The sequence below is a fragment of the Bacillus sp. FSL W8-1141 genome (assembly GCF_038593205.1).
GTDB classification, from domain to species: Bacteria; Bacillota; Bacilli; order Bacillales; family Bacillaceae; genus Bacillus; species Bacillus altitudinis.
In genome coordinates, this window is the sequence record NZ_CP151973.1 from 3,226,309 (window position 1) to 3,239,630 (window position 13,322).

The 13,322-nt window shown below is 41.0% G+C and carries 13 protein-coding genes and 1 other annotated feature; of the genes, 3 read left to right on the top strand and 10 right to left on the bottom strand.

Features of this window, described 5'->3' with window-relative positions; translation table 11 throughout:
• Positions 1 to 8 precede the first annotated feature (8 nt).
• Positions 9 to 233 (bottom strand) — a binding site (T-box leader).
• 91 nt (positions 234 to 324) lie between these two features.
• On the bottom strand, positions 325 to 999 hold the full coding sequence (locus tag NSQ52_RS16645) for an NAD(P)H-dependent oxidoreductase (protein ID WP_035701558.1): 675 nt from the start codon (positions 997 to 999) through the stop codon (positions 325 to 327).
• A 220-nt stretch (positions 1,000 to 1,219) separates the two neighbouring features.
• On the opposite strand from NSQ52_RS16645, the gene NSQ52_RS16650 reads away from it, so the two are divergent.
• Positions 1,220 to 1,585: a winged helix-turn-helix transcriptional regulator gene (locus tag NSQ52_RS16650; RefSeq protein ID WP_017357877.1), complete on the top strand. Its 366-nt coding sequence runs from the start codon at positions 1,220 to 1,222 to the stop codon at positions 1,583 to 1,585.
• 9 nt (positions 1,586 to 1,594) lie between these two features.
• Here NSQ52_RS16650 and NSQ52_RS16655 read toward each other — a convergent pair whose 3' ends face one another.
• The 3 genes from NSQ52_RS16655 to NSQ52_RS16665 all read right to left on the bottom strand — a co-directional run bounded on the left by NSQ52_RS16655 (position 1,595) and on the right by NSQ52_RS16665 (position 4,994).
• Positions 1,595 to 2,767, bottom strand: a complete 1,173-nt coding sequence (locus NSQ52_RS16655; RefSeq protein ID WP_082055543.1) for a PDZ domain-containing protein — start codon at positions 2,765 to 2,767, stop codon at positions 1,595 to 1,597.
• An 83-nt stretch (positions 2,768 to 2,850) separates the two neighbouring features.
• Positions 2,851 to 3,204, bottom strand: coding sequence for a swarming motility protein SwrAA (locus NSQ52_RS16660; RefSeq protein ID WP_007500014.1), 354 nt, complete (start codon positions 3,202 to 3,204; stop codon positions 2,851 to 2,853).
• 344 nt (positions 3,205 to 3,548) lie between these two features.
• Positions 3,549 to 4,994, bottom strand: coding sequence for a S41 family peptidase (locus tag NSQ52_RS16665; protein WP_342473609.1), 1,446 nt, complete (start codon positions 4,992 to 4,994; stop codon positions 3,549 to 3,551).
• Between the two features lie 153 nt (positions 4,995 to 5,147).
• Between NSQ52_RS16665 and NSQ52_RS16670 the strand changes: the two genes are divergently transcribed.
• Positions 5,148 to 5,888 (top strand): sulfite exporter TauE/SafE family protein, encoded by a 741-nt coding sequence (locus NSQ52_RS16670; protein WP_017368130.1) that lies wholly within the window; start codon positions 5,148 to 5,150, stop codon positions 5,886 to 5,888.
• A 48-nt stretch (positions 5,889 to 5,936) separates the two neighbouring features.
• Here the strand turns inward: NSQ52_RS16670 and NSQ52_RS16675 are convergent, their stop codons facing one another.
• From NSQ52_RS16675 to NSQ52_RS16695, 5 genes are all read right to left on the bottom strand, one after another.
• Complete coding sequence (locus NSQ52_RS16675; protein WP_342473610.1) at positions 5,937 to 7,199, bottom strand: peptidoglycan DD-metalloendopeptidase family protein; 1,263 nt, start codon at positions 7,197 to 7,199, stop codon at positions 5,937 to 5,939.
• A gap of 114 nt (positions 7,200 to 7,313) precedes the next feature.
• A complete protein-coding gene (gene ftsX, locus NSQ52_RS16680) occupies positions 7,314 to 8,204 on the bottom strand; it encodes a permease-like cell division protein FtsX (protein WP_025208057.1) in 891 nt (296 codons plus the stop codon).
• A complete protein-coding gene (gene ftsE / locus NSQ52_RS16685; protein ID WP_008348229.1) occupies positions 8,197 to 8,883 on the bottom strand; it encodes a cell division ATP-binding protein FtsE in 687 nt (228 codons plus the stop codon). Before ftsE ends, ftsX begins: the two co-directional genes overlap by 8 nt.
• Before the next feature lie 382 nt (positions 8,884 to 9,265).
• Positions 9,266 to 9,595 carry a cytochrome c551 gene (cccB, locus tag NSQ52_RS16690; protein ID WP_008348231.1) on the bottom strand — a complete coding sequence of 110 codons (330 nt, stop codon included), beginning with the start codon at positions 9,593 to 9,595 and terminating at the stop codon, positions 9,266 to 9,268.
• A 48-nt stretch (positions 9,596 to 9,643) separates the two neighbouring features.
• A complete protein-coding gene (locus NSQ52_RS16695) occupies positions 9,644 to 10,492 on the bottom strand; it encodes a YitT family protein (RefSeq protein ID WP_041091479.1) in 849 nt (282 codons plus the stop codon).
• 189 nt (positions 10,493 to 10,681) lie between these two features.
• On the opposite strand from NSQ52_RS16695, the gene NSQ52_RS16700 reads away from it, so the two are divergent.
• Entirely contained in the window at positions 10,682 to 11,416 is a 735-nt protein-coding gene (locus NSQ52_RS16700; RefSeq protein ID WP_342473611.1) for an alpha/beta family hydrolase, read from the top strand.
• Positions 11,417 to 11,433: 17 nt separating this feature from the next.
• Here the strand turns inward: NSQ52_RS16700 and NSQ52_RS16705 are convergent, their stop codons facing one another.
• Positions 11,434 to 13,227, bottom strand: a complete 1,794-nt coding sequence (locus NSQ52_RS16705) for a M3 family oligoendopeptidase (RefSeq protein WP_268417758.1) — start codon at positions 13,225 to 13,227, stop codon at positions 11,434 to 11,436.
• Positions 13,228 to 13,322 lie beyond the last annotated feature (95 nt).

Consider the following 13,322-nt stretch of genomic DNA (forward strand, 5'->3'; position numbering starts at 1 on the left):
CATCTCCTGGAAGAGACGACTGACCTTGCAACCGCGTTACCACTCTTATTGATTCAGCCATGGCTGAATCCAACTTAAAACCCGATAACGGAGGTCACACGTAAAGACTTACTATTCATTCAGTCTTACCGCTCTTTGAGCGAGTTCAATGATTCGTTTTACTGCGTTGCACCGACCCGCAGCTCTCTTAAAAAACGGATGTTCATTTACTATTCTCAAGTCAAAGCGTTTATAGTCAAATTTGTATATTCGTCAAAGATTTTATTTTTTAAATATACTGACTAACCACGCAATTGTCAACAGCCTTTTTCAGACAAACAGCGATTAACGAATCCAAACAGCTACTTCATCCATCGGGCGACGTGTTTTGCCGCGTTTTGGCTCAGTGACACGATAACCGAAGGCTGCCATGACAGAGATGTCGTATTGACCATCCTCCAGTAACCCTTCTTCTTCTAAGATACGATGGATGTGATCGTAGCTAAATCCTTCAACTGGGCATGAATCAATGCCGATCTGTGCCGCAGCTGTCATCATGTTACCTAAGGCAATATACGTTTGTTTTGAAGCCCAATCAAATAATGTACGGTCATTTTCTAGTAGATGAAGATCGTTCTCTTGGAATTCTCTGTAGCGCCCCTTGACCATTTCAAACGTTTCGTCTGTCATTCCTTTGATTTGCTTGTTGATGTATTCTGCATATGCTGAATCATAGCGGGCATCTGTTCTTGCCAAGATGATCACAAAATGGCTGGCAGTTGGAAGCTGCTTTTGCGCCCCCCATGTATACTCTTTTAATTTTTCTCTGAATGCTTCATTTTGAATAACGAGGAACTTCCAAGGCTCAAACCCTACAGAGCTTGGAGAAAGTCTTCCTGTTTCTAAAATAAATGCAAAATCATCCTCTGGAATCTTTTTCGCTGGGTCAAACTCTTTTGTCGCATGACGGAATTCATACGCCTCAATGATTTCTTTTTTTAATAGCTCTTTGTCTCGCATATTATTCATCCTTTCTAATGAACAGGTGTGTTCCCACAATCCAATTTCTTTCCATTCCCTAATAGAAATTGTTATGATAGGAAAACAAACAACCCGAATGTGTGATGTCTATCTCTATGGTAAAAGAAAAGCTTCCATTGATTCAAGTACGCACATTTTTGTTCGTTAGGTACAAACATGTTCGTTTATGACCATTTTCGTTTAAGAAAGGAATGTTGAGATGAGTGCACCATCCAATCCAGTCAGTATTGTGAATCATGGCTGTCCCGTGTCTATCACTACAAATGTCATCGGAGGGAAATGGAAAGGCGTCATCCTTTATCATTTGACTTGCGGTCCAAAGCGTTACAACGAAATACGCCGGCTTCTGCCAAGAATTTCGCAGCGTGTCCTGACGTTGCAATTACGAGAACTTGAACAAGACGGGATTGTTCACCGTGAAGTCTATGAGGAAGTTCCTCCTCGTGTCGAGTATTCACTGACTTCTCTTGGAAATACGTTAAAGCCCATTATCTTTGCCATGCGTGAATGGGGCGAATCCTATGGGAGAGAAACGCGCCCAAAAGAAAAAAGCTGCCATCTCTAGCAGCTTTTTTTAAGATGAAATCGCCGTTGGCTCTTGCTCAGGATCGTCCTTCACAAACAGGATACCAAGCTGGTGATGCTCCCCTTCGTAAGAGGCGCGTTTCTCAAACCTTGTTTGACCATTGAGACCAATGATCTCAAGCTTTGTCAGAGCACGATTGGTTTGTAGTGCTTCATAAAATTCTGAAACGGTTTTGATCTCGATTCCATTGACCTTTGTAATAATTTCTCCGATCTCAAGCTTTAAATCAGCCGCAGGGGTATTCGGAATGATACCAAGCACCATAAGCCCTTGATTCCGCTTAGAGAAAAAGAATGGTGCAGCGTTGTCATTCGCCCTCTGCTTCCATGATAAAAAGGCTCTTCCTGCAATCGCTAGAACAACAGCTCCCCACGCAATCGGCTCAAACCAAATACTTGCCGCACCTACTGCAGCAACAACTAGACCGAGCATCATTATTCGGCGTGACGTAATTTGAATACTCACAATTGGCAGCGATCCTTGAATACGCTGGCCAAAGCCGATGATGTACGGGATCACAATAAATGAAAAGCTTTGATCGTGCACTTGAAGCACAGGCCACCATGGCAGAGAAGAAGTCCATTCACCTGCCGGCATCAGCAAAACAAGTGGTAGAAGCCACAGACGGTTTGCTCGCTGCTGGCCGATCAAAAGTCCTCTCGCACTCATCACCATTGCAGGCGATGTACGTAAATGCGCCGTTCGATAGGCTAAGATGCCTTCGGTCATTAACAGTAGCCCTAACAGGATCACAACGGCTGATGCATTCATCATTGAAAGCTGCGGCAGCCAAGAATGGCTCACTTGAACAGACATCAGTCCAAATGCCGCAATAAAACTGAAACCGAGTGTGTATGCAGACGAAAGCGCACTCGCCTTAAAGAATAAAGAGAAAACGATGGTCATCGCTGCAATCAGCACGATGAATCCAGGCGGAAGGGAAATCCCTAAGCCTACAGATATGATCGATAGACAAATTCCTGGAACCCATCCCTTTGAATATGTAAATTTCAGTTCATCGTAAACATCTTCTATTCTTGTTTGAAACGCTTTTCTCTCCCGCTTTACGCGGATGTAGCCATATAATAGGCTGATTAATATCATAAAATAAAAAAGAGGATGGATTAAAAACAGACCGACCGCTTTTAATCCGGCTCCCATCCACTCCGAGCTCATTATCGTTCACCGCCCAAGTCAAGCATTTTCTCTTATTCTATCAAATAAATCGATGCTTGACATCAGGTTTATTTCTCCTGATTCATCCAAAGTGTGACATTCGACAGTGAAAAATCTTTTAAATAGTGATTTACATCTACATCTAGTATGCCGCCGAGAAGCTGCATGGACCTCTTGATGTCGGTTAAGTTTATACCAAGTCTCTTATGATTATCCATTAAATAATTGAAGTATATCTCAGCACAGTCTTCATCGATCTCGTCGACTGATTCTACCGTTGTGTAATTGACCAAGTACCTGCTTAACAGCATGAGTAGACTTAATGCCTTTGTAGCCGAAAACGTCACATCTTTCGTACGACTCTTAAGCTCCTCTACCAACTCGTAATATTTTTTCTCTCTCACAATACTTGCCCTTTTCAATTGTGTACCCCCATTTACTAGTTCTTTTAAGAAAAGCGCAAACCTCGGTACAGCTCAATGCTTAAGCTGAATATCCGCAAAAAATAAAATATTTAAAATGAGTGCTACTTTTTATTGTAAGAATTATTTATGTAACATACAACTTTCAAAAGTTTCATTTTCATGACATGTTTAAATCAACAGAAAGTCTCTTATATAAATATGTTATCGGGTAAAATCGAAGGAATGTTATGTTTTTTGTAAAATAAATGAATATATTTCTCGATATAATATATTTTTAAGAATAAATTATTACATGTTCGTAACACTTATGAACCAAAATAAAGAGGCATTTATTCGCCTCTTTATTTTTTGAGATATAGTGCTTTTAGTGCAGTTTGTAGCTGAAGATCATTCTTTTCATAAGATTTCACTTCATCTACCATCTTGTTCATCATTTCCGCTGTCTTTAAATCAATCACACCTGATTTTTCGAGATTGTATGTGCTTTGAAATGCGAGTACAGCCTTTTTCGTTTCTTCGTCAAAATATCCATCTACTCTGCCTGGGTCAAATGATAACCCTTTTAACAATGTCTGTGCTTGTCTGACTTCTTCATTGTTCATATCAAGCTGAAGCGGTTCTTTCAGCTGGAGCGGGCCAACGGTGAAGTAATCTGGTTGATGAATCGCAATGGTCGGCACAACACCTTTTTTGTGAATCCAATTCCCTTTCGGTGTCAGCCACTTATACAGCGTTAATTTAATGTTACTCCCATCTCCCATTGGTACCGCCTGCTGCACAGTCCCTTTACCAAAGGAAACGTCACCTACCACTTCATACTTCCCTGCTTCTTTCATGGCACCAGCCAGAATTTCAGAAGCGGATGCACTTCCTTTATCAATTAAGACATTGACCGGGTATGGTTTTTGTTCTTTTCGTTTTGAAAAATATCGTTTTCGATCGCCATTCCGTTCTGCAATTTGAATATATGGCTGATCCTTTGTGATAAAATGTTTCAAAATGTCTTCCACACTTTGTAGATAGCCGCCAGGATTTCCTCTCACGTCCAGCACAAGGCCTTCCATGCCCTTTTTCTCGAGCTTATTCAAGCTTGCCGTGAAATCCTTCGCCGTATCTTCAGAGAAGCTAGAGATCGCAATATAGCCTGTTTTATGACCATTGACCTCTTTCATTGAAGCCGTTACGGTTTCAAGCGGGATTTCTTCTCGTTTGATATGGAATGTTAGCTCTTTTTCAATTCCATTTCGTCTGATTTTCAAGGCGACAGACGTTCCTTTTTTTCCTCTTATTTTCAGTACAGCATCGTTTAGGCTTTTTTCTTTCATCGTCTCACCGTCAATGCTGATGATTTCATCTTTCGGTTTCAGACCCGCCTTTGCCGCAGGGGATTTTTTAAAGGCAGAGACAATGATAATCTTTCCTTCATCCATTCCAACTTCTGCCCCAATTCCTTCAAATGAGGAATCAAGTGAATCCGAAAATTGCTTTGCGGTTTGCTTGTCCATGTATACTGAATACGGATCATTTAAGGTTGAAAGCATTCCTTGTATGGCACCTTCAAGCAGCTTTTGACGATCCACTTCCTCTACATATTCATTCGAAATGAGGTCATAGGCTTTCTCAATTTTCTCCATTCCGTTTTCCTTCGCTCGATCACTTGATTGAGCTTGTCCAGCCACTGCAGCCGCTTTCGGTGACTCCGCTTGAGTCGCCTCTTTATGCGTCATAACCCCTGCACTGATGATGAGAATGACACTTGCCATGATGGATGCGATTTGTTTTTTCATATTTGGCCTCCTTCTTCAACTCTTCCTGATGACCTGAGTTATTATATGCCAGAAGAAGGGATTTCATGTAAAGACATTCTCCTAAGGAGGCTTGACTAATCATTTCAATAGGTGTAATTTTTATTTTGTTACGATCGAGAAGGAGTCTTCGCTATGTATATTATATTGACGATGCTTTTATTAGGAATTTTACTAGGGTTTGTAGGAGCTGGCGGGGCTGGTTTTGTCATCGCATTGCTGACGTTAATCTTTGATGTACCAATCCATACTGCACTTGGGACATCTTTAGCTGCTATGGCATTTACGACTTTATCTGGTGCATACAGCCACTACCGGGAAGGAAATATCCAGCTCAAATCAGGTTTGATTGTCGGTGCACTAGCTTGTATTGCTTCATTTGCCGGAGCAAAAGTGGCTCCTTTTATTCCAGAGGATAGCCTGCACTATTTAACAGCTGGTATGCTCTTTTTATCTGCTGTTTTTATGATGATCAAATTGTTTGTCCTAAAAGAAGATGCTGAGCAGCAGCCGCTTTCTTCACGCCAATTGCTGATCAGGGGCATTATATTAGGCCTTGTATCAGGGATGCTTTCAGGGATGTTCGGTATCGGATCAGCACCATTTATTCAAGTGGGGCTTTTGATTTTGCTGAAGCTGTCTATTAGACAAGCTGTTGGCACAACGATGCTAGTGATTATTCCAATCTCTATTGGCGGTGGAATTGGTTATATTTCAGAAGGCTATGTTGACTTTATCCTGCTCGTTCAGATCTTAATCGGTACCGTATTAGGAGCTTTTATTGGGGCAAAATTTACACGCCTTGCGCCGAAACCTCTCTTAAAATCCGCTGTGCTTTTAACACCTATTATTGCCGGATTACTGCTGTTATTTTAACTTCATCTACTTGAAAAAAGCCGATAACATGCTGTTATCGGCTTTTTGTCAGCGGATATATTGCGCTGGATTGACTGCATTTGATTTCGCGCCATTCCATAATCCTTTATGAATTTCAAAATGAAGATGCTGGCCATAAGACTGACCTGTGTTGCCCATATATCCAAGGAATTGACCTTGCTCGACTCTTTGACCTGTTGACACACTTCTTGTTGAAAGATGAGCGTATACCGTTTGATACGTTTGGCCATTGATGTTATGTGTAATGAACACCACGTTGCCATAACTCGACGAGTAGCTTGAGTTCGTGACTGTTCCAGATGCGGCTGCAACGACAGATACAGTGCCCTTTGCAGCGATATCTAATCCGTAGTGCTGTCCGCCAGAACGTCCGCCAAAGCCTGATGAGAAACGGCCTGCAGCTGGTTTAATGAAACCTGAGCTACTTGCTGGTGTATCTGACACTTGATCAGATCCTCCACTTGGTGCAGGTGCACTTTTTTCAGCAGCTGCTTGTTCTGCTTTCTTCGCTTCTTCTTTTTGACGGCGTGCTTCTTCAGACTTTACCGCCGCTTTTTGATTCGCTAAAATTTCTTGTTCATTTTCAAGCTTTCCTAGTTCATCATGTGCATGTTCTTTTTCTTTCGTTACATGACCAAGGACTTTTCCTTTTTCTTTTTGCTGTTTAGATAGGTCCTTTTTCAACGTTTCAAGCTCTTTCAAAGATGTTTCAAGTCCACTTAGCTGTTTATTTAGCTCTGCTTCTTTTTGCTCTACTAGCTCCAAATCATTTTCGTGTTCTGTAATCATGTCTTTATCTGCTTCGACAATGGTTGTAACAGCTCCCACACGACTGACAAAATCACTAAAGCTACGAGCACCTAGCAGCACATCTAAATAGTTGATTGTACCGCCACTTTTTTGCATAGAACGAATTCGATCTTTGAAAATCGCTTTTCTCTTTTCAATTCGTTCGTTGATGACTTCAATCTCTTTTTTTAGTTTTTTGATCTCTTGTTTCGTCTTTTTGACCTCTTTTTCTTTTTCAGCGACTTTTTCAGTTGCGGCACTTACTTTTTGGTCAATTTTTTCAATTTCTTGCTTGAGCTTTGATTCTTTCTTTTCAAGCTTTGCCAGTTCTGATTTCTTTTTCTTCAAGGTTGATTCAGTCTTCGATGTTTTCTCTTCAATTTGTTGACGTTTTTGATCTAGGTCTTCGTATGCGAATGCACGATTTTCGTTCCCTGGAATGTATAGCCACGTTGTTCCAATAAACGCTGCCATTCCAGCCATTATCAGCTTTCTTTTCAAAACGATATTCCCCTCCCATGACAACTGTCGACATGAAGAGTCGACCGGATGAATTGGATCAGCCGGTCACATCTTCTATAGAATCTTCGAGTGCTGCCATCAATATAAATAGATTTATACTTTCAAGAATTTACGGATGGACGTTAAACTTCCCCACACACCGATAATGGCACCGATCAATAGAAGGATCAGTGATACTTGATAGACAAACGGATTGTATGGAAGCATTGAAATAAATGAACCTTGTACCCTTGGCGCCACCCAGCCGACAGCATAATGATATGTGCCAAGCAATACAGCGATTGGTATAATCGAGCCAAATACACCAAGTAGTAATCCTTCGATGAAGAACGGCCAGCGGATAAACCAGTTCGTTGCACCTACTAGTTTCATAATCTCAATTTCTTTACGTCTAGCAAAAATCGTAATTTTGATCGTATTGGAAATCAAGAACATCGCTGTAAATAAAAGCCCAATAATAAGTGCGATGCCGACATTACGCGCCACTCCGACAACATTAAAGAGTCGGCTGACCTCTTCTTTTCCATAAGTGACTTTATACGTCCCTTTTAGGTTTTCTAATTTCTTCGCTACTTTTGGTGTATCGTGAGGATCTGTTGTTTTCACAATAAACGCATCATTTAATGGATTTTCTTGATCAACCAGTCCCATAGATTGTCCATTTTCACCAAAGCTTTTAATCAGTGCTTTTAGTTCATCATCCTTGGATGAGTATTTCACATCACTGATTTCAGGAATCTTCTCAATTTCTGCTTTTAATTCATCCTGCTGCTTTTGATTCGCCGTTAAATCGATGAGAACTTTTACTTCTACTTCTTTCTCAGCGTTCGATGCCATGTTATTCAAGTTGAGCATAATGACAAGAAAAACCCCAACTAAAATCAAAGTGACAGTGACCGCACTAATTGATGCAAATGTCATCCACGTGTTTCTTCCAAGTGAACGGAAGCTCTCACGTAAATGCCGCGAGAGAGTTTTAATCATAAATTCCGTACTCCCCTCTTGCTTCGTCACGCACAATCATTCCATCTTCGATTGCGATGACGCGTTTCTTCATGCTGTTTACAATCTCTTTGTTGTGTGTCGCCATGACGACTGTTGTTCCGCGGTTATTAATCTCTTCGAGTGTCTTCATGATTTCCCATGAAGTATCTGGATCAAGGTTTCCTGTCGGTTCGTCTGCAATGACAACCTCAGGATGATTGACGATCGAACGAGCGATCGATACACGCTGCTGTTCACCGCCGGAAAGCTGATCTGGAAATTGACGAGCTTTGTGCTTTAATTGCACCAAATCAAGTACCTCAAGCACTTTTTTCTTAATAATACTTGGCTGTTCACCAATGACTTCAAGAGCAAATGCCACGTTCTCAAAGACCGTGAGACTTGGAAGCAGTTTGAAATCTTGGAATACTACGCCAATTTCTCTTCTCACATAAGGAATTTCTTTTTCCTTCATCGAGCCTAAATCTTTGTTATTAATTAAGATTTTCCCTTTTGTTGGCTTCTCTTCACGATACATCATTTTAATGAACGTGGATTTACCAGCGCCACTGGGACCAACAACATACACAAACTCTCCTGGATGGATAGAGACATTGATTCCATTGATCGCCTTTACACCATTAGGATAGATCTTATAGACTTCCTTCATTTCAATCATGTAATCACCTAATCTTTTCTTATTCGCTGTCAAACAGCTTATCATGATGTTCTGACACTTCTCGTCAAAAAACGTTATGTATGGTCACGCACATACCCTTCGATACGCACAAGCAATTTATGTCCTTTTCATCCAAAAAGATGAAAAAATTGAATCGTCTAAATTTCAACAACTCCAATTATACGTCATGAATCGACGCAATGGTATTACATTTATATTTCAAAACTTATAAATAAAAGGTAAATAGAGCAATCAAAACCGAAAAACGTGTCTTTTTACCCTTATTTTTTAAATAAAATTTAATATAATACGTTTTCATACTATCCAAAAGTCTTTTTCTATAAATAGAAAATAAAAAAACCTTGTCGATTAGACAAAGGTTTTATTTTTTCTCTGCAAGCCATTTGGCGACTTCTTTTGCTTGTTTTTCATCTACCATTCCGCTTGGCATAGATCCTTTACCGTTCTGGGCAATATCTGCAATTTGGCTTTCATTATATTTCTTCCCGACTTCTTTCAGGCTTGGGCCGCCTCCGCCAGATAAGTCTTTTCCATGACAGCCAATACAGTTTTGCTGATAAATCTCTTCACCACTGCTCACACTTGAAGCACTTTTACTGCCTTCTTTGTCACTGCTACTTGAATTTCCTCCACAGGCCGCAAGTACAAAAAGCATAGCGACAAAAAGAAGCGTTAATCCGCTCTTTTTCATGTATTTCCCTCCCTTACAATCATTTGGTCAACGTTATTATATCCTTGTTTACGCCCTTTTAAAACCCTCACCAAGCACCTCTTTTGCATCCATGACGATGACAAACGCTGATGCATCGATCGCTTTTACCACTTGTTTCAACTTTGTGAATTGTGACTGCCCTACCACACACATTAAAATAGGCCGGTCATGGTCGGTGTACCCACCTACTGCTGAAATCTTCGTTACACCACGATCAATTTGATCAAACACCGCCTGTCTGACCTCATCCTCATGGTCCGTAATAATCATGGCCATCTTCGAGTGACTAAAGCCAGCCTGAACCACATCAATCGTCTTACTAGAAATGAACACTCCGATCACAGCGTACAGTCCTTCTTCAATCCCAAAAACAGTCATGGCCGCCAAAACAATCAAACCGTCCATCATCGCTAAACAAGTACCTAACGTCAGCCCTGTATATTTATTGATGATTTTGGCCGCAAGTGCCGTTCCTCCCGTTGAACCATTGCCGAGGAAAACGAGCCCAATCCCGATCCCAATCACTACACCGCCAAATATTGCGGCGAGCAGTGCTTCATGGGTGACAGGAGCAATGTGTCTTGTTAAGAACACCATTAAAGGTAAAAAGACAGAACCAACGAGCGTTTTTACCCCAAATGTTCCACCTAATAAATAAAAGCCTGCGATAAAGAGCGGAATATTGAGACCCCATTGTACATATGCAGCTTCAAAACCGAATGACTGCATAATGGTACTGATTCCACTCACACCGCCAGCAGCAATCTGATTTGGTAATAATAACGTATTAAAGCCAACCGCCACGATGGCTGATCCTATTAAAATAAGTACATAATTTTTCACTTCAATCCAAAGTTGAGAATGTTCCTGCTTCATGTCTTTCTTCCTCCGTTACTTCTGAATGCACACCTATTTTAAGCCCTCTCATTCAGATTGTAAATAACAGCCAAATGCAGTGCTAATGGATTAATACTTTATCACACAGCCGGATCAGCGTACTTGCCGTTTGGCAGAAGAGTAAATGATGGTATATTTAATATGTACATGAGAAAGAAGGGACATACGATGAAGAAAATACTGAAGATCACCGGTATTACATTACTTGCACTCATCATCTTAGCTTTTGGTGCTTTCTATACATGGAGCCGCTTTACATATGGACCATCGGAAGCGTTAAAAAAGCAGATGAAGATTGAGCAGGTCGATCATAAAAATGGGGTATATTCATTTGAAGCATCAAATAGCGATACTGGCATCATTCTCTATCCTGGGGCAAAAGTTGAACCTCTTGCGTATGCCTATCTAGGGAATGCGCTGATGAAGAAAGGCTATTCGGTCTTTATCCCAGACATGCCATTTTCCTTCGCGATTTTTAATACGAAGAAGGCAGAGGATATCCTCAAAAGTCATCCAGCCATCAAGCATTGGTACATTGGCGGACATTCGCTAGGCGGGACAGCTGCCGCTATGTATGCAGAGAAAAATCAAAGCAATCTGGACGGCCTCTTTTTCCTTGCCTCCTATCCTGCATCAGATGATTTGAAACAGGCTTCCTTGCAAGTATTATCTATTTCAGGCGAAAAAGATGGGCTAGCGACACAAGAAAAAATCAAAAAATCGAAAAAGCAGCTACCTTCCCAAACGGTGTACCATGAGATAAAAGGCGGTAATCATGCTCAATTTGGCATGTATGGCAAACAAAAAGGGGATCAGCCTGCAGACATTCCAGTCCTCACGCAACAAAAAGACATCGTTCAGACGATGCTGGAATGGTTAAAACCAGCAAAAAAGCTCCCGTAATGGGAGCTTTTCATTTTTTATGCCTTCGTCGCTTCTAAAAACTCTTCAGCATCTGCGACAGCCAGTGAAATGGCCTCTTCCCAAAATGCTTTTTGAGTCAGGTCGACACCTAGGTGCTTATATGCCAAATCTTCTACAGTCATTGACGCTGTATCTTTTAATAGCGCAATATATTTCTCTTCAAATGATGCCCCAGCCTGCAATGCTTTTGCATAAATACCTAGAGAGAACATGTACCCGAAGGTGTAAGGGAAGTTATAAAACGGGACACCTGTAATATGGAAATGCAGTTTAGACGCCCAGAAATGCGGATGGTATTCATCTAAAGAGTCACCAAAGGCTTCCTTCTGTGCTTCTACCATCAACTCATTCAAGCGGTCAGCTGGCACTTCTCCTTGTTTGCGCTCTTCATAAAAGCGTTGTTCAAATAAGAAGCGTGATTGAATATTCATAAAGAATGCCACACTGCGCTGCAGCTTATCCTCTAGCAAACTGAGACGCTCTTCTTCATTGGCCGCCTCTTTTAATGAAGCATCTGCCACAATCATTTCTGCGAATGTCGACGCAGTTTCAGCTACATTCATCGCATATTTACGATTTAACATCCGAACATCCTGCATGACTTCCTGATGGAACGAATGACCAAGCTCATGTGCTAGTGTCGCTACATTGGATGGAGTCCCTGAGAAGGTCATAAAAATACGTGATTCTCCGCTATCAGGGAAATTCGTACAAAAACCGCCCACTCGTTTGTTTGGGCGATTCTCAGCTTCTACCCAGCGTTCATTAAAAGCTTTTTCAGTAAAAGCAGCAAGTTCTTTTCCAAACCCTGCGAAATGCTTGATAATAAAAGCGGCTGCATCTTGATAAGAATAGGTTTTTGTCTCACTTCCAATAGGCGCTCCCACATCAAACCAGCTCAGTTTATCAACCCCAAGCATGTCAGCTTTACGTTGTAAGTAATCAATGAATGGCTGTTTATGTTCATCAATGACAGACCACATTGTATCGAGCGTCTCTTGTTTCATCCGGCAAATATCAAGGGGCTCTTTTAATATATGATCCCATCCTCTTGCCTCATATACTTGCAGACGAAAACCAGCGAGATGATTGAGTGTGCTTGCAAACAAATGTTCATCCTGTGTCCATGCATGTTCTAAATTATGATACACGGCTTTTCTCACTTCACGGTCTGAATCATCCATCGCATTTTCTGCTTGGCCTACAGAGATCATTTGTGTTTCACCATTTTGCTCAAATGGAATGGTAATTTTGTTCACCAAGCTAGAATAAAGTTCATCCCACGCATGATACCCATCTACTGCTAGTTTTTGAATGAGTGTTTCCTGTTCAACAGGCAGCTGATCTTTCACATGTTCTCTTCGTTCATTTAATATGTAACGAACATCTGAAAAAGCGGCTGAATCCATTAATTCTTCCCACTGGCTAGTAGGAATCTCAGCAAGTGATTGATCAAACCCTGCTAGAATGGTTCCTAATTCAGCTTCCAGCTTGGCAATAGCCCCCCGGAGACTGCCCGCCTTCATATCCTTTGTATTTTGAGATTGTAGACAGGATACAAATGAACCTGCTTGCGCTAGTTTTTTATATGTGATTTCATACGTTTCAAGGACAGCTGTTAACTTTTTTTCAATTTGTGTATCTTCTTTTGAAAAGGCATCTACCTTTTGTCGTAACTCATCTAATAGCTGCTGTATATGCTCTAAGTATGTGATAAATTCTGATGAAGAACTGCCTCCTTTAAAAAAGGCATCTAAATCCCACGTCTCTTGTAATGGTTTTAATCCCAAATTATTTCCCCCTTTAATTGCTAATTTCATCATACAAAGGATATAGAGTCAGTATGGCATATGTATTCCTTTATATTCATTATATTTTCTCACAA

Coding starts and splice junctions, on each gene's coding strand:
- ftsX (WP_025208057.1), bottom strand. CDS start 8,204: ATGATTAAAACTCTCTCGCGGCATTTACGTGAGAGCTTCCGTTCACTT.
- cccB (WP_008348231.1), bottom strand. CDS start 9,595: ATGAAAAAGAGCGGATTAACGCTTCTTTTTGTCGCTATGCTTTTTGTA.
- NSQ52_RS16650 (WP_017357877.1), top strand. CDS start 1,220: ATGAGTGCACCATCCAATCCAGTCAGTATTGTGAATCATGGCTGTCCC.
- NSQ52_RS16695 (WP_041091479.1), bottom strand. CDS start 10,492: ATGAAGCAGGAACATTCTCAACTTTGGATTGAAGTGAAAAATTATGTA.
- NSQ52_RS16670 (WP_017368130.1), top strand. CDS start 5,148: ATGTATATTATATTGACGATGCTTTTATTAGGAATTTTACTAGGGTTT.
- NSQ52_RS16700 (WP_342473611.1), top strand. CDS start 10,682: ATGAAGAAAATACTGAAGATCACCGGTATTACATTACTTGCACTCATC.
- NSQ52_RS16665 (WP_342473609.1), bottom strand. CDS start 4,994: ATGAAAAAACAAATCGCATCCATCATGGCAAGTGTCATTCTCATCATC.
- ftsE (WP_008348229.1), bottom strand. CDS start 8,883: ATGATTGAAATGAAGGAAGTCTATAAGATCTATCCTAATGGTGTAAAG.
- NSQ52_RS16655 (WP_082055543.1), bottom strand. CDS start 2,767: ATGGGAGCCGGATTAAAAGCGGTCGGTCTGTTTTTAATCCATCCTCTT.
- NSQ52_RS16645 (WP_035701558.1), bottom strand. CDS start 999: ATGCGAGACAAAGAGCTATTAAAAAAAGAAATCATTGAGGCGTATGAA.